Source organism: Enterococcus sp. DIV1639a, assembly GCF_050530445.1.
Taxonomy (GTDB): Bacteria; Bacillota; Bacilli; order Lactobacillales; family Enterococcaceae; genus Enterococcus_B; species Enterococcus_B hirae.
Window position 1 is genome coordinate 514,731 of record NZ_CP172886.1, and the last position, 21,633, is coordinate 536,363.

The window sequence follows — 21,633 nt, forward strand, 5'->3', positions numbered from 1 at the left end:
CAACGATTGCTTGTTTGGTTATCAGTAGCAGTATAGCCGTAAGTATTGGATATACTTTTGGTAAAAAGAACACACAACAAGAAGCAAATAACCGTATACCTGTTGCTCATTTCTCGGAACAACAGGTCAATGATTTTTTACGCTCGTATTTTACTTTCACAGAGTACGGGGATAATTATTTGAATTATGAGAAATTTTTAGCAAAACAAGCGAAAATTGCTGAAGAAGAAAGCAGAAAGCAAAGCGATTTTTTTCCACAATTTTTTGGTCATTCTCGTTTTATAAAAAGTAAGAATTTTATACGTCACGTGAATGACCAACAAATTGAAGTGATTACCAACGTCACAAGGACGATTGATAGTTTGAATCAAGAAGGTAAGTCTACTAAAACACTTGAGAATGAAGGGCTGTTTCAAATTTGGTATGTGTTTGATTCAGCTACAAAACACTTTTTGGTGGAAAGGTATCAACCAATAGAGATAGCTGAAAAGGAATCGAAAGAATACGCAGAATGAAAATACCGGTTTTGTCCATCACTTTTGGTAAATGAAAAGGATGTCTATCTATGGCAAGAGAAACTGTACTGATTGATCATGTCAAAAGGCTAGAAATCGAAGAAGAGCGTCTACCGATTTTCGAGGCCCTCATTTTATTAGAAGAGATCAATAAACAAACGATCCTTAATAAAAGCATAGGTAGTTGTCGTATTCGGATTTACAATCATAAAAATCACCTTCTTCATTCAATGGAATTACAATTTCCGTTAAAGGATGCCATAGAAGAAATAATCAGTGGGCAATATCAGATAGTCCGAAGTAAAAAGAAGACGACAAAAAGTAAAGCAGCGATACGCACGAAAAAAGCAATTAAGTATGGTGAACCTAGCAGATCAACCAAAGGAAAATTACTATCTTTGATTCCCACGATCAAAAGGATCTGGTTTATTGTGGTGATTGTTTTCAGTCTTTTCATAGGCATTAGCGTAATGTGGCCACATTTTATTACGAAAGTAGATCAAAAAGAAATTACCACGACAGAGGAGCAGGAATGGGCAAAATTAATCGAAGCGCAAGCCTATCTTCAAGCAGCAACGGAATATCCAGAAAAGCGTCATGAATTGATCGACTATTTGACAGAGCAACAAGAATTTACATGGTTGAAAGAGATCAATGAATATTACCCCACCGCAGATGCACAATTTGATTTAGCTTTTTTTGAAAAAAATTGGGAAGTAGTTATTGAAACGTCCCCAGAAAATTTATCTGACAAAAGAAAAGTGATGCTTGCATTTGCTTACATTGAATTAGAACAATTGGCCGAAGCAGAGATATTAAAGAAATATTTAGAAAGTGAAGAACTATCAAAAAAGTTAGACCAAAATTATTTACAGAAAGGGCTGTTTTTTTTAAAACAGAAGAAGATTGCAGAAACAACGAAACATTTAGAATTGATCCAAGAGGAAGAAGTGAAAAAAATATTACAAACTTATATCGAACAAGCTTCCATCATTATTGATTTTATTGAGTTATACCAGCAAAATGAAGATCCGGAAAATCAATTATTGTGGGAACAACGATTAGAAATGATTGGTCAATCAGATATCAATGATAGGGAATGAGTGGTCTTGGATTCAGTTGTTATTTGTCGAAGGGTAACTAATTAAGGGGAATAAAATAATAAAAAAGAAAAACTGATTGGCAAATTAGCTAAAATTATTAGTTAAAAGATAGTGTTGAAGTATTAATGAAAAGAGGGAACGGCAGAAAAGTTAGTTCGCTTTTTCAAACGATTCTTTCTTATCGTCAGTGAAGTCATTTGCTTTTCCAATCGTATCCCAAGGTAATAATCATTACTTGATCAAAAATAGGCCAAAGAATATCAGAAATCAGAGCAGTGATTTTCGTATTCTTTGGCTCAATTATTAAAGTTTGCTATTTCTGTTGTGGTGTTGCGCTTGTTACTATTGATTTATTTACAATCACAATCCAGCAAATATTTATGGTAACAAAAGTTATGTTTTATGCTAAAGATTCGACTGGTAAATTAAGTTCTGTTCCATAACGTTGTTTAAGTGCTAAACGAATCAATCGTTCCGCAAGATTCTCATTTCGGGCAAGAATCGGTCCGTGGAAATAAGAGCCAAAAACATTTTTATAAATGACGCCTTCGGATTGGTCTTCACCATTATTTCCGTGACCTTGAACGACTTTTCCTAAAGGTCGTTCGCCTTCCCCTAAGAATGTCCGCCCATTGTGGTTTTCAAAGCCATAATAGGTTTCATTAAACTCTTCATTATAGATAACGATATCGCCGATAAAACGATTATTTTCTTGACTTAAGGTGTAATGGTCTAAGGCACTGATTCCTTGGATTTTTTCTCCATTGGCACCCACATAATAGTGTCCAAGGAATTGGTACCCGCCACAGATAGCTAACATCACACCATCATTTTCAATGTAGTTTGTTAGTGCTGCTTTTTTTTCTTGGATATCTTTTGAAATGATCAGTTGCTCATAATCTTGTCCTCCACCAAAAAAGACTAGATCAAATTTATCTGCTTCAAATGGTTCATGCAGACTGACAATTTCGGTATGACAGGTCACACCTAATTTTTTAGCGACATATTTAAGCATCAATAGATTGCCGTTGTCTCCGTAAGTATTCATCAAATTACCGTAGAGATGGGCGATATTCAGTTCATAATTAGGCATGATTCATCCCTCCTTTGATAAATCCTTGATTCGCTAATTCTTTTCGTAATTGAAGAACTGCTGTATAGGTAGCTAGGATGTAGACGTGTTCGGTCGGTAATTGTTTGATATTTTTAATGACTTCATTCAGTTCCTTTGTTTCGATGATCTTATCTTCAGGGATTCCTGCAACTTTTAGACGTAACGACATATCGGTATGACGATCCCCACCAGCGATCACTGCAGGAATATCCATATCAGCAAAATGTTCAAAATTCCCGTCCCAGATCCAACTAACGTCAATTCCATCTGCATAGTTTGCATTTAATAAAGCAACTAGTGAGAATGGATAAGGGGCTAAGCCGATCATATCGATGACCTGATTGATCCCAACAGGATTTTTAACAAGTACGAGTGTACATTTTTTACCATTGATATCAATGATTTCTTGACGACCAAATATTTTTTCGTCGTATCCTAGGCCTTGCTTGATTTTTTCAGGGGTTACCCCAAAATATTCAGCTACCGCTGTGGCAGCTAACGCGTTGTAGACATTGTACATCCCGCCAACTTCAATTCCATAGTTATGACCATCAATCGTAAAATCAGCTGAGACATTGTCCATGCGCAACATATCCGTTAGACGATAATCAAGTTCAGGACGTTTAAAGTCACAGTTTGGACAATAGTATTTCCCTAAATTTGCATACGTGATCATCTTGTAATGTAAAATATGATGACATTTAGGACAGAGTACACCATCCGTATTATAATGAGCCATTTGTTCATGGTCTTCTTCATGATCAAACCCATAATATTGGCGAGGATTGATTGTTTCCACAGAGTTGAAGATTGGCGAATCTCCATTACTGATAATTGTGGCATCAGGTGATTTCGCCGCTCCGTCTACAATCATTTTGTAAGTGGTATAGATTTCTCCATAACGATCCATTTGATCACGGAAAATGTTTGTAAATAAAAATAGTTCAGGCTTCATGTATTCAGTTACTTTACTCAAACTTGCTTCATCGATTTCTAAAACAGCGAATTTTTTTTGCCCTTTTTTAGGTTTGGCTTGCAAAAAAGTAGAAACGATTCCTTGAACCATATTTGCCCCAGTTGGGTTGGTTAATACTTCATCAAATTGTTGCCGTAATATATTAACTGTCAAAGCAGTTGTCAATGTCTTTCCGTTTGTTCCAGTAACGACAACCACTTGATAATCTTTTGCAAGACTGTCTAAAATGTGTGGGTCGATTTTAAGTGCAAGTTTACCCGGTAAACTTGATCCTCCTTTAAAGAAGGTTTTTAATGCCCATTGTGATGTTTTACCAACAGCAATCGCAAATTGACTGCGTACTCCCATTATGTAACCTCCATAAAACGTCTTAACGACGAGTAAATTCAATTAATCATACCATATGTTCAAAAAAAGGTTAAATTGCTTTTCTTTTTTTTAAGAAATGGTTGCGATTCTCTTGTCTAACAACGATTGGTACTAGGCTTGATTGTTTATTTGAAGTTTCGTTTAGTCTAAGAATAGCCCCAACGGATAACAGTTGATTTTTTAGGAATAACTATAGTGGATTAATAGTTGTTTTTGATCGTCTGAAAAAAGAGTGTACATTGTTCGCTTAAAAAAGAATAATCCAGTTTGTCTAAGGTTTCGATAATAAAGTGGATCATTGTTTCACTTTTGCTTTTTTCTTCTGTACAGTAAATCAGAATGTTCTCAAAATAAATACGATATAATTTAAAGATTGCATCTTCAGTTCCGGTGGTTAATTCCTTTAAATGACTAAGCGCATCTTTTGCTAAAAAGAAATTCCCATAGGAAATAAAATGACCGCAACTATTAAGAAGCAACGTCAAATAAATTTTTTTGCCAGCGGGATATTCTTGATAGATCTGAATTTTTTTTAATGAATTTTTATAGAAAATTTGTTGCTGTTCTTCTGAAAAGTAATTCAAGGTGTTGGTATAAATTTTGATTTCTTGTAGTGTCCATGTTTCGATGGATTTTAAATAATCAACAAGGAACTCCAAGGTCTCATTGTCTATTTGATGGTCGCTCAATTGATCATGGCCAATTTTAGTTAAAGCGTTTAGAAGCTGACTTTTTTTATCTTTTGAAGCGGTTGTCGTTTGATAGATCTCAAAGAGCTTTTCTAAGTCCTTTGTATTAGAAGCCAATTCATATTGTTTCCATAAATTTTGTGAAGAAGAGTGATAATAGTCATATAAAAAGATAAATTCTTCCACATCTACCAGCAATCGCTCCAACACTTGAGCTAGAAGTCGGAAAGACAAGTCATGGTTTCCTTTTTCAAATTCAATGCAATAAGATTTTGTTACGATTCCTGAATAGATTTCCTTTTGAGAAAAACCTTTATCTAATCGGATTTTTCGTATTAACTGACCATACTCCATAGTATCTCTCCATCAAAATTATTTTATGTGTTTATGTAATGAAGTAATAGTAGCAAAAAATTTGTCAAAATTCTAAGAAAGATACTTTTGGAAAAGTGACCAGAAAAGCGACTGAAAGAAAGAGAAATTAGTAAAATTAGACGAGGGGTGTTATCCGCACGTTTCTTATAACAAATAAGTACGAATGAAGGTTAAGTGGAGTTCAAAAAAACTAATTATTCGCATATTTATTGTGTTTATGGTCAGGTTATTTTTAGATACAAAGTACCAAAAGTCTTAAATATAGGACTATAAAAGAATTTTCATTCGTAGATGATTATACTATGGAAAATTAAAGGAAAACATTCATGATAAATCATTGGAAATCTGTCAGTGATGAAGGCTTGTTTGAGGAGATGGGGCAGTATAAAAGACACGTAAACAATACTCATGTGAAGGGTCGTCAGCGACTAATCAATGAACAAATGATAATTATTTAAGGGAAGAGGAACAAGAAATATGACAAAAAGAATTACAGAACCAAATAATCAAGTCCTTAGAATAATGATTGCTTTTGGAGTGTTAGGGGCAGGGTTCTATGGGTTGACTCAGGTTGACTTTTATTATATTCAGTTTAGTTTTCTTGTTATTAGTGGTTTAGTAAGCTATTTACTGGTATTTGGTTTTGTTGGTGTGAGGCAATTATTTAGTACACCTAAACGATTTATAAAAACATTCTTGCTGATTTTAGTTGGTTCACAAATTTATGGTATGTTGGCTTCGATGATAATGGGAATACTGGCACAGTTGTTAGATATTCAGACGAAAGCAAATAGTGCGCAAGATAATCCTTGGTGGTTTTTTGTATTTATTTTACCAATTGCTTTACTGGGAGAAGAACTATTTTCGATCACTATCTTTGATACTTTACGTAAAAAAATGGGGATCAATACTAAGGTGGCATCATTGCTCACAGCAATTATTTTTGGACTAATTCATTTTGAAACTTATCTAGGAAGTTCAGCGTTGTTCACGATTGTGCAAGTCATCTTAGTTCAAGGAGGAATTAGACTTTGGTTTAACCAAGCCTATTTAAAAACAAAGTCATTGAATACTAGTTGGGCAGTGCATTATGCTTTTGATTTAATTGCTTTTGTTTTAGGAAGTTTATTATCCTCTTAGACAAATAAGAACAAAGCTTTCAGTACAAATAAATAACCCGAAGTGGCCGAAAATAGCTTCTCTATTTTTTGACTACTTTGGGTTATTTTTATTAGAGCGACACAGGATGCATTTTTGTATAGTAAATATAGATTCAGGCTTTCAAGGTTTGTCGATTGTCTGAAATTTTACCCAATGATGATTTTTTCAGTAGGGTATTCGTAGCCTAAATCTCGTGTTTCTTTTGGAACAAATAACATCAAAGTATACAACATACCGATACGACCGATAAACATTAAAGCTGCGATCGTGATTTTCCCAATTACTGACAAGTTCCCAGTAATTCCCAGGGATAAGCCAGTGGTTCCGAAGGCTGAAGTCACTTCAACGATAATTGCAATTAAAGGCTGATTTTCTGTAGCTGATAAAAAGACGATACAGAAAAAACACATACCAAGAGATAACATAAATACAACGACTGACTTACGCACATCATCATTATCGATTCGACGACCAAAAATATTGATGTTGTCTTCGCTTTTAAGGAAAGAGTAGAGATAAAGACCAATAATTGCTACGGTCGTTGTACGAATCCCTCCCCCCACCGAACTTGGGCTACATCCAATGAACATCAATAAAGAAAAAACGATCAATGTAGTGATTTGGAAATTACCCAAATCATGGATTTGTAAGCCAGCATTTCTAGTGGTCATAGAGTAAAACATAGAATTGATCCACTTGACACTTAAACTAGAATCTTGAAAAAGATGGTCTTTTTCAAGTAAAAAGATTAACAGCGTCCCACCAACAAATAAGATGATAAAGGCTAAAACCGCTAATTTTGTAAATAAGGAAAAGCGAAACGGTAATTTTGCTTTTGAGCGTTTATACAAAATCCATTCACGAAATTCCATCAAAACAGGAAATCCTATCCCACCAATAAAAATCAAAAACATGATAACAAATAGGAACAGATAGTCATGTGCAAACGGCTCGATTGAGTTTCCTGTGACATCGAAACCCGAATTGGTCACAGCAGAAATCGATTGGTAAAATCCATAGAAAATAGCATCCCGCCAATGATCAAAGTAGCCTCGATAATAGAAATAAATGGAAAAGAAAGCGCCAAAAAGGACTTGGAACCACAACAAAATTACAAAGGTGATACGAATCAAACGAACAATACCAGATAATCGTGGCTGATTCATATCCGTCATGATCAGTTGTCGCTGTCGTAACGTGATTCTTCGTTTAGAAAAGATAATAAAAGCAGTAGAGATCATCATAATCCCTAATCCACCTACTTGGAATAGTATTTCAAGTAAGATTACCCCGTTATCATTAAAAGCCGAATTAATATCAAATGTGGACAATCCCGTTACACTGATTGTACTGATCGCCATGAAAAGCATATCGATAAAAGGTACGTGACTATCTGGTTCACGAAAAAAAGGAATGTAAAACAATCCTAAAGAGACAATGGTCATAATAAGATAGTAAAAAACAATGACTTGGATTGAAGAAAAATGACTAGAAGCGTAACGTTCGCTTCGACGTCTTAATTTCCGCATGAAAAGGGTTAATTTCAAGAAACTATCCTCCTTTTTAAAAGTTGTTTCTTTCAGTATACCGAGGTTATAAATAATACTCAAAGAAATCTTAAACAAAATGTACGTTTTCTTTTGATTTGCTATCAAATAGCATATAATTATGGAAGAATTGAAGAATAGCGAGGTCTCCCAATGATTGATGCAAAGGTAATTGTTGAAAAAATGAAAAACCAGAAAATAAATTATGATCGAGTACTACAAAAAATGATCCAACAATGGCAACAAGAAGAAACTCGACCAAAAATATTAATCCATACTTGTTGTGCTCCTTGCAGCACACATACGTTAGAATTCATGTGCCAATTTGCAGAGGTTACTTTATTTTTTTCAAATTCTAATATCCATCCTAAAAATGAATATTTAAGAAGACTCCATGAACAAAAGCGATTTGTTGATCAGTTTAACGAGCAAACCAATCATCATGTTCAGCTGATCGTTGATGAGTACCGCCCCAGCGAGTTTAATAAAATGGTCATTACGCAAGGCCTTACGGAAGAAAAAGAAGGTGGCGCAAGATGTAGTGCCTGTTTTAATATGCGTTTAGACCTGGTAGCACAAAAAGCCCAAGAACTTGGTTATGATTATTTTGGGAGTGCATTAACGATCTCACCCAAGAAAAATGCTGCTCTGATCAACCAAATCGGGATGGATATCCAAAAAATTTATGGAACTCATTACTTACCAAGTGATTTTAAGAAAAATAAAGGATATGAGCGATCGATCCAGATGTGTAAAGAGTATGACATTTTTCGTCAGTGTTACTGTGGCTGTGTCTTTGCAGCTAAACAGCAAGGTTGTGATTTAAAGAAAATAAACCAAGAAGCAAAGGATTATTTAGCAAGTTCAAAAATTTCAATTAATTAGCTCTATTATAAAATTTTCAAGAAAACGTAAGAAAAAAATAAGAAATTTATGTTAAGTATAATTAAGTGTCAAAATAAAAGCGATTGATTCGATTGAAAATGAATATTCAGTTTGGTGGAAAAATGAATTTTAGACCAAGCATAAAAAATAATAGTGATGAAAAATAAAACATAAAGGAAGAGATATGATGCGAAAAGTAGCACCTATTTTGAAACCAATAGCAGTCTTAACTATTTCAACAATCGTTGCTACTGCGACCGGTGTTGTCAACAGTTCAAGTTATCGTACCCCTAGTTCAAGTTCGGTGGAAGAAACAACACCAACATCAACACCAGAGACCACATCTAATGAAACGTCGACAACACTGGATCAGACGAATGATTCATCGAGCACATGGGAAGAAAATACGAGTTCAACCAATGAAAATACGTATTCTACAGAGCAACCAAGTAGTTCGAAAGAAAAGTCTGACAAGCAAGGAAGCAGTTCATCCGAAACCAGTGATACGAATGCGATCAATGGAGGAAATCATACAGAACCAAGCTCAAGTTCGTCAACAGTACCAAGTAATACGACACCAAGTACTGAAGGACAAGATAGTGGAGAGGCTACCGTGAAAAATGTAACGCCAACCCAAAATACAGATGGGAAGCAAGTGTATAATCAGCAAGCAGGTGATTCACAATGACAATTTTATTAGATATTATCAATAGCGTGCATAAGTTTTTAGGTTATTTAGATATTAGTCCTAAATATTTAAATCGAGGCTATACGATTTTAAGTGTGATCCCAACGATGTATCTTTTACGGATTATTTATGGACTTTGGCAAAACCAAAATTACTTACAATTTTTCTTGTATGGAATCGGCTTTTTAGTGTTAGTGTATTTTATCATTTTGAATGTGTTTTATTACTTTCTGGATAAGAATACCAAAGCGGATGTGACACAATTGTTTGTCAAATATTTACCGGAAGAAGCATTCAATATTCAAACAGAAGAAGCGATGCTGAATAGCGGTGCAATCGACAAAGTGAACACGAAAGAAGTCAGTGTTTCTTATGATGAAGATTATCAATTGCGATTAGCTGAAAACATGCGTTATTTAATCGGGAATGGTGAGATTAAAACAAATGATCTAGGAAGAATGGATGGCTATCTTGTGGATCGTAACACACTTTATCCTTATTATTACGTTAAAAAAGTAGCAGAAAAAGAATATCAGTTGAGTATTGGGCGCAGCTACTCGGATTTAGCCCCTGTTGGAACGATTCTTATGGATTCGGCGGATGAAAAGCTCGAACCAGTTGGGTTGTTTATTGTAGGTGGTGACTTCGTCAAAGAAGGCTTAAGGTATCATGAGCCTTATCGTTTAAAACTTATCGTGAAAAAAGAACAACCAGAAAATGAAGCAATGGTTTACAGTAGAAGTCAACGAAGAAAGCATTCACGAAGTTAATGGATCACGTTGATCAAGACAGGTTGGAAAATTGTGGATGAAAAATGACAGAATCTCCCTTTGAATAATAAAAGAAAAAAATAGAGTTATACGTGATGTATTCTTATTCTTTCCTTTACTTTCTAAAAAAGGTAAAATAAAAAAGAACAATAAAAAAATCAATTGAATAATACGAAGAGAAAACAAAAGTAAAGCGGGAGGTATGTTGTGAAAGAATTTTTTAAAAATTGGGGTATTTTGATCGTAGTACTAGCAGCTATTTTATTAGCTCGGGTCTATGTATTTACGCCAGTTACCGTTAATGGACATTCAATGGATCCGACGTTGAGTGATGGTCAACGATTGATCTCGTCGAAAATCTCAAAATATGAACGCTTTGATATTATCACGACGAAAGAACCTGGAGATGAAGAACGAATGATCGTTAAACGAATCATTGGCATGCCGGGCGATACCGTGAAAATGGAAAATGATCAATTGACGATTAATGGTAAAAAATATAATGAGTCTTATTTAAATGAGTTTAAAAAAGATTTTGCGAAAGATAAATTGCAGAATGAATATTCTTACAGTGAAGCTTTCCAAGCACAGGCTGAAAATTCGCAGCATTTCACAAGTGATTTTGAATATGTCGTGCCCAAAGGAAAATATTTAGTTTTAGGAGATAATCGTTTGATCTCTAAAGATAGCCGAATATTTGGTTTGGTGGATGCAGACATGATTCAAGGAAAAGTAGTTTTCCGTTACTGGCCTTTAAACGAAATCAAAATCTTTTAAGTCTCTTTCTGAGCAGGTATCAGAAAGAGCATGAGCAAAAATGTAGGCAACAGTGGTCATGACCAAGTTGTCTAGCCCAGAAAATAAGCCACAGAATCCGAAATAGTCTTTCCTATTTTAAGGATTCTGTGGCTTATTTTTTATTTTTTTCCGCTAGCAAGAAACAAAGAAGCATCTTGGTTCATGAATAAATTTTTACCAGAGTGAAAAGTGTAGATATTCGTAGAATGAAACCCAATTTGTTCAAGTAGAGCCATAAGTGCTTCATGGTCAAACCCATTATGGACTTTTGGATGGTTGATCGCATCATTGTGATCAAAATCAATGATTAAAAGTTGACCGTTTGGCGTAAGCATGTGGTAGAGTTTTTCTAAGATCAAACGTGTGTCAGGAATATGCAGTAGGACTAATGACATCAAAATAAGATCTACTTTTTGATCGATTTTTTGATCGATGGATTCGGTTGTGGCATCGAACGTTACCGAAGAGACGTTTGTTAATCCGCTAGTCTTAATTTTGTCTTCAGCAATTGTTAGCATCGCATCAGAGGAATCAACTAGAAGAAGTTGCTTGAATCGGTCAGCTAAAGCTAACGAAACCAAACCGGTACCTCCGCCATAATCCATAAAAGTCAGTTCTTTGGTGGAAGAAGGTAGTTGAGAAATTAGTTCGTCTTGAATAATTTTTGCTAGTGCTTTTCTTTCGGGAGTATCATAATGGTTTGCGATTTGATTGAAGATTTCTGACATAAGGTCACTCCTGACTTCATAAGTTAGATGAATTTTATTAAGTATAGCAAAAAAATCTGTTTTCCCAAACCACTAGTTGATTTTGAAGAATTGAAAGACACGTAGCTATTGTTTTAAATGTATGAGTGTTTTAATCTAAAGTAACGTTTTTACCAGATGAAAAATTCTCACTGTAAAAAATAATGAAAATCAAGTATAATACCATAGGAACAAACTGGAAGGTGAGCAAGTAAATGGCACAACTATTTTTTAAGTATGGCGCAATGAATAGCGGCAAGACAATTGAGATCTTAAAAGTCGCACATAATTATGAAGAACAGAATAAACCAGTTGTCTTGATGACAAGTGGGATCGATACCAGAGATGGTGTTGGTATTGTCTCTAGTCGTATTGGGTTAAAAAGAGAAGCCACGCCGATTTTTGAAGAAACAGATGTCTTTGATGTCATTTTTCAAATGGAGGATAAGCCATATTGTATATTGATCGACGAGGCGCAATTTTTAAAGAAAAAACACGTAATTGCGTTTACGAAAATTGTTGATGAATTAAACATTCCGGTGATGGCATTTGGTTTGAAGAATGATTTTAGAAATGAGTTATTTGAAGGATCAAAATATCTATTGCTTTATGCAGACAAAATCGAAGAGATGAAAACGATCTGCTGGTTCTGCCATAAGAAAGCAATCATGAATTTACATTATATCGATGGTCAACCAGTTTACGAGGGGGATCAGGTACAAATTGGTGGAAATGAAGCCTATTACCCCGTTTGTCGGAAACACTATTTTGAACCATCAATTATGACAGAAGGAGAATAAAGATGTACGATCAATTACAAGCAATTGAAGACCGTTATGAAGAACTGGGCGAGCTACTAAGCGATCCAGAAGTAATTTCAGATACGAAACGTTTTATGCAATTGTCAAAAGAAGAAGCAAACACTCGTGAAACTGTTGATGTCTACCGTCGTTACAAAGATGTCGTACAAGGGATCAAAGATACAGAAGAGCTGTTAGGTGAAAAGTTGGATGATGAAATGGCTGAAATGGCCAAAGAAGAATTATCTGATTTGAAAAAAGAAAAAGAAGAATTAGAAGAAAAAATCAAAATCTTATTACTACCAAAGGACCCGAACGATGATAAAAACATCATCATGGAAATCCGCGGGGCAGCAGGTGGAGATGAAGCAGCGTTATTTGCTGGTGACTTATTCAACATGTATCAGAAATATGCAGAATCACAAGGTTGGAAAACGGAAGTGATGGAGGCAAGTATTACTGGTATCGGTGGCTATAAAGAAGTGATCATGATGATCTCTGGAGAAAATGTCTATTCAAAATTAAAATATGAAAGTGGTGCGCATCGTGTACAACGAGTGCCATCTACAGAATCACAAGGACGAATCCACACATCAACAGCAACCGTTGTGGTCATGCCAGAAGCAGAAGAAGTAGAAATCGATATTGAAGATAAAGATATCAGAACAGATATCTATCATGCATCAGGGGCGGGTGGTCAGCACGTCAATAAAACAGCATCGGCAGTTCGTCTAACTCATTTACCTACTGGAATCGTGGTAGCAATGCAAGATGAACGTTCACAGCTGAAAAACCGTGAAAAAGCCATGAAGATTTTACGTGCCCGTGTCTATGATAAAATCCAACAAGAAGCACAAAGTGAATACGATGCAAACCGTAAATCAGCCGTTGGAACGGGTGATCGCTCTGAGCGGATCCGTACGTATAATTTCCCGCAAAACCGTGTGACAGACCATCGTATTGGTTTAACTATCCAAAAATTAGATCAAATCCTTGCTGGAAAAATGGATGAGATCGTGGATGCGTTGATCATGTATGACCAAACATCAAAATTGGAAGAAATGCAAAATGGGTAAGACCACGTATTTAGAAGTCCTATCACGGGCTTCTTCTTTTTTAGAAGATCATGGAAAAGAAGGTCATAGTATCCAATTTCTTTTTCTTGAACGTAAAGGCTGGCAAAAACTTGATTGGTTGTTGCAGATGAATGAGCCCATTTCTAGCGAAGATCAACAGATGATCGAACAAGATCTGGAGCATTTGATGAACAATTATCCGCCTCAATATTTGTTGGGGTATGCTGACTTTTATGGTCACCGCCTAAAAGTGACAGAGGACACTTTGATCCCTAGACCGGAAACAGAAGAATTAGTTGAACGATGTTTGCAAGAAACGTCAGAACAAAACTTGAAGGTCATAGATATTGGAACAGGAACAGGGGCAATTGCGATCAGTTTAAAAGCTGCAAGAAAGAACTGGGACGTTTCGGCTGTGGACCTATCTCCAGCAGCTCTCTCAGTAGCGAAAGAGAATGCGCAACAAGCTGGACTGGTGATCCATTTTTATCATGGAGATACACTGGCACCGGTCAGTGATCAAACCTTTGACGTCATTATTTCCAACCCGCCGTATATTCGTTTCGATGAATGGGAATTGATGGATGAAAGTGTTCGGACATTTGAACCTAAAATGGCATTATTTGCCGAAGATGAAGGATTAGCCATCTATAAAAAAATAGCAAAAGAAGCAAAACAATGTTTGAAACCAGAGGGAAAACTATTTTTGGAAATAGGATTTAGCCAAGGGGAGATCGTGAAACAAATCTTTCAAACGGCATTCCCCAATAAACAAGTAAGTATTCATAAAGATTTATTTGGAAATGAACGAATAGTTTCTGTGATGAGCTGATTGTGGATGAAAAATATTTTTTATGTTTTTTTATCATAAAAAAACATTGATTTTACAAGGATGAAAACGAGTTATTGACTTATCAACATACTTATCCACTATTGACAAAATAGTTATCAACACTCTGTTGATAACATGAGGATAAAGTAGAATAAATCAAGCATATTGAAAAATGAGGGTGTGGATAGACTGTGGAAACAAACTATTATCATGAAGAACAATTATCAGAAGCAGCACAAGCATTAAAAAGTGGCGAACTCGTTGCTTTTCCAACTGAAACTGTCTATGGACTAGGCGCTAATGCACTTTTGCCTGAAGCGGTAACCGAAGTGTTTTCGGTCAAAGGTCGTCCACAAGATAATCCTTTGATTGTCCATGTTTCATCGTTTGAGCAAGTAAAACAATTTGTGGATAACTTTCATCCTTTAACGGAAAAAATCGTCAATCATTTCTGGCCAGGTCCCTTAACACTTATTTTTGAGATCAAAAAAGGGTCTTTACCACCTATTGTAACAGGTGGGTTATCCACAGCTGCTTTTCGTATGCCAGATAACAAAAAAACACTTGAAGTCATCCAATTAGCTGGTATACCAATTGTTGGTCCTAGTGCGAATACTTCGGGAAAACCTAGTCCAACGACTGCGGAACATGTCTACCATGATTTAAAAGGAAAAATCAATGGGATCATTGATGATGGTGCAACCCGAATTGGTGTGGAATCAACCGTGATCGATCTCAGTGATCCGGATCGTGAACCCATGATTTTACGTCCAGGAGCGGTGACCAAAGAACAGCTTGAAAAAGTGATCGGTGGAAAGGTAGCCATTGATCGTCATTTAGTCCAAAGTACTGAAACACCTAAATCACCAGGAATGAAATATAAGCACTATTCACCTGATACGCAAGTCATGATGGTCCAAGAAAATGATTGGGAAGCCGCTGTAAAATGGGCGAAAGAAGAACATTTGCGTGTTGGAGTAATTGCAGGTCCTAAAATTGCTGAAGCTGTTCGTTTTGATGTAGCAGCAGTCTACATGTATTTTGATGATTCAGTAGAAGCCGCTACGAAAGGATTATTTGCAGGATTACGTGGGTTAGATGAGAAGAACCTTGGACTTGATATGATCTTTGTTGCAGTATTTCCAGAAGAAGGTCTGGGAAATGCTTATATGAATCGCTTAAAAAAATCAGCGGGACAAAAATATTTTGAAAAAAGAACGTAGGTAGCTTGTACCCATACTTTATTATGATACAATGCAATAAAGTAAACACTACTTGAATAAACTTGAATAAAACTGAGAGATCATGTTCAAAAGAGAAAGAATCAGCAATCATTCGTGAGAAAGAGCTTTTTACCGTGATCTGAATGACCAGTTAAGGATTTTAGCTGATCGTGCCTAGATTGCTAGTTGATTCATGATTTCTTAGTAAACAATAAGAAGGAGCTGTTGTGTGTGGTAGACTACAAAACGTTTGACCCAGATTTATGGGCAGCAATCGCAAAAGAAGAAGAAAGACAAGAAAATAATTTGGAACTTATCGCTTCCGAAAATTTTGTCTCTGAAGCAGTGATGGCGGCTCAAGGAAGTATCTTGACAAATAAATATGCAGAAGGTTACCCTGGGCATCGTTATTATGGTGGCTGTGAATTTGTCGATATCGTTGAAAGTTTAGCGATCGATCGTGCAAAAGAATTATTTGGTGCAAAATTTGTCAATGTTCAACCTCATTCTGGTTCACAAGCGAACACGGCAGCATATCTTGCTTTAGTAGAACCCGGTGACACGATTTTAGGGATGGATCTTTCAGCAGGTGGACATTTGACTCATGGTTCTCCTGTGAACTTTAGTGGAAAAACGTACCATTTTGTAGCCTATGGTGTTGATCCAACAACAGAAGTCATTGATTACAATGTTGTGCGGATTTTAGCTAGAAAACATCAACCAAAATTGATCGTTGCCGGAGCAAGTGCCTATGGTAGAATCATTGATTTTGAAAAATTTAGAGAAATCGCTGATGAAGTTGGTGCGAAATTAATGGTTGATATGGCACATATCGCTGGCTTAGTTGCAGCTGGTGTCCATCCAAGTCCAATCCCTTATGCGGACATTACTACGACAACCACTCATAAAACATTACGTGGACCACGTGGTGGTATGATTTTGACCAATAATGAAGAATTAGCGAAAAAAATCAATAGTGCAGTTTTCCCTGGCATCCAAGGTGGACCACTAGAGCATGTCATTGCAGGGAAAGCAGCAGCATTCAAAGAAGCATTGACACCTGAATTTAAAGAATACAGTGAACAGATTATTGCTAATGCCAAAGCGATGGCAAAAGTCTTCAATCAAGCAATCGGTACAAGAGTGGTCTCTGGCGCAACGGATAATCATTTAGTTTTAATCGATGTCCGTGGATTAGAGTTAAACGGGAAAGAAGCCGAAAGTATTTTAGATAGTGTGAATATTACGGTTAACAAAAATTCAATTCCATTTGAAACACTTAGCCCGTTCAAGACTAGCGGTATCCGTATCGGTACTCCAGCAATTACTACAAGAGGCTTCAAAGAAGAAGATGCTGCGAAGGTGGCGGAATTGATCGTCAAAGCTTTACAAGCCAAAGAGAATGAAGCCGAATTAGCTGAAGTCAAAGCTGGTGTGCGTGAATTGACTGAAAAATATCCTTTATATAATAAATAAAAGGAATAATCACTACAAAACGAGTCGCTTAACGCAAGAAGTACCATCCGCAGACATAAAAAAGCAACTGTTCCAAAATTCTTAGTTTGCTGAAATTTACTGTGTATTAAAAATAATCCGAAGAATCCAAAATCGCTTCTCCTGTTTTTGGAATTCTTTGGATTATTTTTTGAAATGGCTTATTGTGTGTGGATACTTTTTCAAGGGAAAGTTGTTGGAATCGCTTCTTTTGGGTGTTTTAGTTTTATTTAGGCAAAAGTGTTCTTCTATCGATGTAGCACGAATACATTGGTGAGATCTATTTAAAATAGCCTGAGATATAGGACTGAGATGGATTAGGTATGGAAGTGTTGAGGTTTTGTTTTAATGAAGGGATAAACTAAGACGCAGGTACTGGGGGAAGTATGAGGAATGCTTATGTTTACTGAGTTTGAGAGAAAACAAACAAACTGATTTTTTGACTTTTTCATTGGGGCTCACTAGTATATGAGGTGTAATTTGGCTTTTTATTATAATCTAGGGAGGAACCATGATGACCGAACGAATCTCATTAGAAAAAGCAGCAATCGAATTTAGTGATGCAAATGCTCCCCACCCAAGAATCTACGAATTACCACCTGAAGAAGGACGAGCGCTATTAGAAAAAGTCCAAGAATCGCCCGTTGATAAACTACCAGTCGACATTGAAGATTTAACGGTTGATACTGGTCAATGGGGGTCCATCAACGTTCGTTTTGTCCGTCCAGAAGGAAATACTGATAAATTACCAGTGATTTTCTATATTCATGGAGCTGGTTGGGTTTTTGGTAGCGCACAAACTCATGACAAGTTGATTCGTGAATTAGCCGTTCGCACGAACTCGGTCGTCGTTTTTCCAGAGTACAGCCGTTCGCCGGAAGCAAAATATCCAACAGCGATCGAACAAAGCTATGCAGTCTTACAAAAGCTAAGTGAACTAGCGGAATCAAAAGGGTTAGATTTATCTGAATTAGCGGTAGCGGGCGATTCAGTTGGAGGTAATATGGCAACTGTAATGACTATTTTAACCAAAGAACGCCAAGGGTTGCCGATCCAAAAACAACTTTTGTTTTATCCGGTGACGGATGCCAATTTCACTACTGATTCTTATCAAGAATTTGCCGAAAACTATTTTTTAACTAAAGAAGGAATGAAATGGTTTTGGGACCAATATACAACTGATGATTCAGAGCGGTCAGAAATCACCGCATCACCATTACGAGCGACTTCTGAAGAGTTGGCAGACTTACCACCAGCTTTGATTTTAACTGGTGAAGCGGATGTTTTAAGAGACGAAGGAGAAGCTTATGCTCGGAAGTTACGTGATGCAGGTGTGGCAGTCACCCAGGTTCGTTTTCAAGGGATGATCCACGATTTTGTGATGGTCAATTCATTGGACCAAACCAATGCTACCAGAGCAGCGATGCTTTTAGCGACTCAGTGGTTACAGCAGGATCGATGATCCTATTTATATAACCAGATATATGTAATATTAATCTGACTAAAAGACAGTAAAAATAACAAAAAAATTCATTATCCAAAGCTTTTTTGTTATTTTTTACTGCTTTTTTTTATTTTTGATTACTGTTGTTTTATTTATTTTATTTTCTTTTGAAAAGTTGTTGGTTTGACTAGTCAATTGGGTCTTTTTGTTTTACAATTAAAAAGAAACGACAGAACAAAGGAGACCAGAAAAATGGGCAAATTCCAAGTAATCGACCATCCATTGATCCAACATAAACTAACTATTATTCGTGACAAAGACTGTGGAACAAAAGTTTTCCGTGAGGTTGTCGACGAAATTGCTATGTTGATGGCATATGAAGTATCACGTGACATGCCATTAGAAGATATCGTAATCGAAACACCGATTACAGAAACAACTCAAAAAACGTTATCTGGTAAAAAAGTAGCGATCATTCCGATTCTACGAGCAGGTATTGGGATGGTTGACGGTATTTTAGAATTGATCCCAGCTGCGAAAGTCGGACATATCGGGTTATATCGTGACGAAGAAACATTTGAACCTCATGAATATTTCGTAAAATTACCTGAAGATATCGATGCACGACAATTATTTGTTGTTGACCCAATGTTAGCGACAGGTGGCTCAGCGATCATGGCGATCGATGCATTAAAAGAACGTGGCGCTTCAAATATCAAATTTGTTTGTCTAGTAGCTGCTCCAGAGGGTGTAAAAGCTTTACAAGAAGCACATCCAGATATTGATATCTACACAGCTGCATTAGATGAAAAATTGAATGAACATGGCTACATCGTTCCAGGTCTAGGAGATGCAGGGGACCGTTTATTTGGTACGAAATAAAAATAATAAACGCTAAGGAACCAAACCATAGTAGAATTTCTTATTCTATTATGGTTTTTTGTTTGTTATTAATTCTAGTAATTTATCATGGTTTTGATAGAAAGTAGTTTATTCAAAGAATAGCTGCAAGAAGATGGATCAAAGAATATACGGAATTTGAAAAAACGGATGGAGTCTTGCGGAATCTTAAGTGAACAAGAGGAACAGCAAAAGAATAGAGGATAGTTTTTGACATCTCATAAGTCTTTATTGATGTGAGAAAAAAAACTATTTTTAAGTTAGAGAGAACAATAGGCACGTTTATGATGACATGAATGGAATAAGTAATCCTAGATAGTTGATGAAATTTTTCAAATAAAAAAACCATCCCAAAAAACGCAGAGATGGTCAGTGTTAAATTTTCTTCAATTCTTTGTAATTGATGATGATTACACCTTTGCTTTGCGTCATTAAATTGGCATTTTCATCTGTTTTGTCAATTTCAACCACAGCCGAGTTTTTCAGTTGTTTTGAAATTGTTCCAGTTTGCGGTGTTCCATGAATCATAAATGTCACGTGAGTGTCGATCGTAAATTTTTCCCCAAATTCTGACGGTACGATAGTTGTATCAAATTTTCCAAACGTTGCCATTTTCATAAAACCTGCCTTTCATATCAATTATACCACGTTTTATGAAAAAAATCATGAAATAGAACGAAATTTACACTTGTGCCTTTACAAATTTTTAAAATACGTATATAATTTCATATGGAAACGCCAGCTTAGCTCAGTTGGTAGAGCAACGCACTCGTAACGCGTAGGTCACAGGTTCGATCCCTGCAGCTGGCATCATTTATAAAAGCAATGATCTCAAAGATTTTTTATTTTGAGATCGTTGCTTTTTTTCGTAAGGAATTTGAAAAGTAGAGGAAGGACCATCATTAAAAATAGCGAATACGTGGATGTCTATTCTGGATCTGTTTTACTATTCAATAACTGAGAAGAAGCATCAAGATCTGGTTCTTCAACCAATTTTTTAAACATCAAAATTAGTAGATTCTACTAGTTTTGATGTTTTTTTGTTGAACAAATGACAGCCATCAAGTGCTAAAACAGATGGAATCATAAAACTGTTGAAAATTAAAGGAGTTTGGCACAACTAGAGGTTTCGTTCTTTTTTATAAAAAAACTAAGTGGGATTTCTAATAAATGTAAAATTATGGATAGGAAAAAAGCGGATAGGAAATGATTTTTTTCTTAAATCAAGTCAATTATTTGGCACATTATTCCTTTTTTTGCTATCTAAGTCGCCTTTTTTTTCACTGTAAATATAGATTACTAATTTTTAAAATGTTATACCGATTTTTTTATTGGTTATTTATTTGTCGTTATTAATGATAGCGAACTAGTTCTGTAGTTATATTTTTATATTGAAATAAACGATGGTCTGTATGATCTTGCTTCATGACCTTCTGATTTAAAAGTTGAAGAAATTTGACGATCAAAAAAAATTCACTTGAAATTAGTTATTTATTTTTCATATTTATATGCAAACATCAGTAAACCTTCATAATACTATTATTTTTTATTTTAAAAGTGAAAAAAATAGAAAAAAACGGAAAAAATTGGTGTTTATTCAATAAAAAACACTCTATTCTAATTATATATTTGAATTTATTTTAAATTAGGAGGGAAAAATGAAAAAGAAAAAAATTTATCAGGTATTGGTGATGGGGTTAGTTGTTGGTCAGGTTCTTACTAACGGGACAACATTTGCTTACGCAGCGACACTTGAAAGAAATCTTTTGGATGAGAGCAAGTTTTCAGATGAGCGTATGGATGCATTGAATGATCAGTATCAACCAGTTACTTATGTTTACCATAAAATAACGATAAATGAAGCGCCTAAAATTCCTAGTCAACTTCAAAATAAAGAGCTTGTTGAAACTCAAAATATAAATAAAAATGAAGTAAAACAGATCGTTTATCAAGTTCATCAGCAAATAAAACAACAAATAAAAACAACTACACAGCAACAAATAAAACAACGAAGTTTGTCAAAAACGAACGTAAAGAACCTTTCTAGCCTCTGATTCGAAATGTTTGGAATAGGATTCAATGCTCTTGAAAACTATCAGGTCTTTTGGAAAAAGAGCAAAACTGAATA

The 21,633-nt window shown here is 35.6% G+C and carries 21 protein-coding genes and 1 tRNA gene; 16 read left to right on the forward strand and 6 right to left on the reverse strand.

All coding sequences use genetic code 11. The features are described 5' to 3' along the window. The first annotated feature begins 14 nt into the window (after positions 1-14). Together IGJ32_RS02365 and IGJ32_RS02370 are read left to right on the forward strand one after the other, a co-directional pair. A complete protein-coding gene (locus IGJ32_RS02365; RefSeq protein WP_342081639.1) occupies positions 15-515 on the forward strand; it encodes a hypothetical protein in 501 nt (166 codons plus the stop codon). Positions 516-565: 50 nt separating this feature from the next. Next, positions 566-1,618, forward strand: a complete 1,053-nt coding sequence (locus tag IGJ32_RS02370) for a hypothetical protein (RefSeq protein ID WP_342081638.1) — start codon at positions 566-568, stop codon at positions 1,616-1,618. Between the two features lie 400 nt (positions 1,619-2,018). Here IGJ32_RS02370 and IGJ32_RS02375 read toward each other — a convergent pair whose 3' ends face one another. The 3 genes from IGJ32_RS02375 to IGJ32_RS02385 all read right to left on the reverse strand — a co-directional run bounded on the left by IGJ32_RS02375 (position 2,019) and on the right by IGJ32_RS02385 (position 5,120). After that, a complete protein-coding gene (locus tag IGJ32_RS02375) occupies positions 2,019-2,711 on the reverse strand; it encodes a type 1 glutamine amidotransferase (RefSeq protein WP_342081637.1) in 693 nt (230 codons plus the stop codon). Next, positions 2,704-4,056, reverse strand: coding sequence for a Mur ligase family protein (locus tag IGJ32_RS02380; RefSeq protein WP_010738405.1), 1,353 nt, complete (start codon positions 4,054-4,056; stop codon positions 2,704-2,706). The genes IGJ32_RS02375 and IGJ32_RS02380 overlap by 8 nt, the downstream gene beginning before the upstream one ends. 221 nt (positions 4,057-4,277) lie before the next feature. After that, complete coding sequence (locus tag IGJ32_RS02385; protein ID WP_342081636.1) at positions 4,278-5,120, reverse strand: helix-turn-helix domain-containing protein; 843 nt, start codon at positions 5,118-5,120, stop codon at positions 4,278-4,280. Positions 5,121-5,618: 498 nt separating this feature from the next. On the opposite strand from IGJ32_RS02385, the gene IGJ32_RS02390 reads away from it, so the two are divergent. After that, positions 5,619-6,281 carry a CPBP family intramembrane glutamic endopeptidase gene (locus IGJ32_RS02390; protein WP_010720006.1) on the forward strand — a complete coding sequence of 221 codons (663 nt, stop codon included), beginning with the start codon at positions 5,619-5,621 and terminating at the stop codon, positions 6,279-6,281. Positions 6,282-6,448: 167 nt separating this feature from the next. On the opposite strand, the gene IGJ32_RS02395 is transcribed toward IGJ32_RS02390, so the two are convergent. Next, the gene (locus IGJ32_RS02395; protein ID WP_373169199.1) at positions 6,449-7,831 is read right to left on the reverse strand and encodes a TrkH family potassium uptake protein; all 1,383 of its coding nucleotides are present in this window, start codon (positions 7,829-7,831) and stop codon (positions 6,449-6,451) included. 171 nt (positions 7,832-8,002) lie between these two features. Here IGJ32_RS02395 and IGJ32_RS02400 point away from each other — a divergent pair, with 171 nt between their 5' ends. From IGJ32_RS02400 to lepB, 4 genes are all read left to right on the forward strand, one after another. After that, positions 8,003-8,734 carry an epoxyqueuosine reductase QueH gene (locus IGJ32_RS02400; RefSeq protein ID WP_034699597.1) on the forward strand — a complete coding sequence of 244 codons (732 nt, stop codon included), beginning with the start codon at positions 8,003-8,005 and terminating at the stop codon, positions 8,732-8,734. A 187-nt stretch (positions 8,735-8,921) separates the two neighbouring features. Next, a complete protein-coding gene (locus tag IGJ32_RS02405; protein WP_025480242.1) occupies positions 8,922-9,422 on the forward strand; it encodes a hypothetical protein in 501 nt (166 codons plus the stop codon). Then, positions 9,419-10,192 carry a DUF6681 family protein gene (locus IGJ32_RS02410; RefSeq protein ID WP_010720002.1) on the forward strand — a complete coding sequence of 258 codons (774 nt, stop codon included), beginning with the start codon at positions 9,419-9,421 and terminating at the stop codon, positions 10,190-10,192. Before IGJ32_RS02405 ends, IGJ32_RS02410 begins: the two co-directional genes overlap by 4 nt. A gap of 207 nt (positions 10,193-10,399) precedes the next feature. Beyond that, positions 10,400-10,969 (forward strand): signal peptidase I, encoded by a 570-nt coding sequence (lepB, locus tag IGJ32_RS02415; protein ID WP_010720001.1) that lies wholly within the window; start codon positions 10,400-10,402, stop codon positions 10,967-10,969. Between the two features lie 140 nt (positions 10,970-11,109). Here lepB and IGJ32_RS02420 read toward each other — a convergent pair whose 3' ends face one another. Beyond that, positions 11,110-11,718, reverse strand: coding sequence for a class I SAM-dependent methyltransferase (locus IGJ32_RS02420; protein WP_088745011.1), 609 nt, complete (start codon positions 11,716-11,718; stop codon positions 11,110-11,112). Positions 11,719-11,951: 233 nt separating this feature from the next. Here IGJ32_RS02420 and IGJ32_RS02425 point away from each other — a divergent pair, with 233 nt between their 5' ends. The 7 genes from IGJ32_RS02425 (at position 11,952) to upp (ending at position 19,487) form a co-directional block, all read left to right on the forward strand. Then, positions 11,952-12,536 carry a thymidine kinase gene (locus IGJ32_RS02425; RefSeq protein WP_081127744.1) on the forward strand — a complete coding sequence of 195 codons (585 nt, stop codon included), beginning with the start codon at positions 11,952-11,954 and terminating at the stop codon, positions 12,534-12,536. 2 nt (positions 12,537-12,538) lie between these two features. Continuing rightward, positions 12,539-13,612, forward strand: coding sequence for a peptide chain release factor 1 (gene prfA / locus IGJ32_RS02430; protein WP_010719998.1), 1,074 nt, complete (start codon positions 12,539-12,541; stop codon positions 13,610-13,612). Then, a complete protein-coding gene (gene prmC / locus IGJ32_RS02435) occupies positions 13,605-14,444 on the forward strand; it encodes a peptide chain release factor N(5)-glutamine methyltransferase (RefSeq protein ID WP_161645379.1) in 840 nt (279 codons plus the stop codon). The genes prfA and prmC overlap by 8 nt, the downstream gene beginning before the upstream one ends. 191 nt (positions 14,445-14,635) lie before the next feature. Then, positions 14,636-15,667 carry an L-threonylcarbamoyladenylate synthase gene (locus IGJ32_RS02440; RefSeq protein ID WP_342081634.1) on the forward strand — a complete coding sequence of 344 codons (1,032 nt, stop codon included), beginning with the start codon at positions 14,636-14,638 and terminating at the stop codon, positions 15,665-15,667. A 231-nt stretch (positions 15,668-15,898) separates the two neighbouring features. Beyond that, on the forward strand, positions 15,899-17,143 hold the full coding sequence (gene glyA / locus IGJ32_RS02445; RefSeq protein WP_034699610.1) for a serine hydroxymethyltransferase: 1,245 nt from the start codon (positions 15,899-15,901) through the stop codon (positions 17,141-17,143). Positions 17,144-17,675: 532 nt separating this feature from the next. After that, positions 17,676-18,623 (forward strand): alpha/beta hydrolase, encoded by a 948-nt coding sequence (locus IGJ32_RS02450; protein ID WP_088775210.1) that lies wholly within the window; start codon positions 17,676-17,678, stop codon positions 18,621-18,623. 234 nt (positions 18,624-18,857) lie between these two features. Further along, positions 18,858-19,487, forward strand: a complete 630-nt coding sequence (gene upp / locus IGJ32_RS02455; RefSeq protein WP_010719993.1) for a uracil phosphoribosyltransferase — start codon at positions 18,858-18,860, stop codon at positions 19,485-19,487. A gap of 393 nt (positions 19,488-19,880) precedes the next feature. Here the strand turns inward: upp and IGJ32_RS02460 are convergent, their stop codons facing one another. Then, positions 19,881-20,123: a hypothetical protein gene (locus IGJ32_RS02460; protein WP_010719992.1), complete on the reverse strand. Its 243-nt coding sequence runs from the start codon at positions 20,121-20,123 to the stop codon at positions 19,881-19,883. Between the two features lie 119 nt (positions 20,124-20,242). Between IGJ32_RS02460 and IGJ32_RS02465 the strand changes: the two genes are divergently transcribed. Both IGJ32_RS02465 and IGJ32_RS02470 read left to right on the forward strand, forming a co-directional pair. Next, positions 20,243-20,315: transfer RNA gene (locus tag IGJ32_RS02465), tRNA-Thr, on the forward strand. An 848-nt stretch (positions 20,316-21,163) separates the two neighbouring features. After that, positions 21,164-21,559 carry a hypothetical protein gene (locus IGJ32_RS02470; RefSeq protein ID WP_342081633.1) on the forward strand — a complete coding sequence of 132 codons (396 nt, stop codon included), beginning with the start codon at positions 21,164-21,166 and terminating at the stop codon, positions 21,557-21,559. Positions 21,560-21,633: the final 74 nt, after the last annotated feature.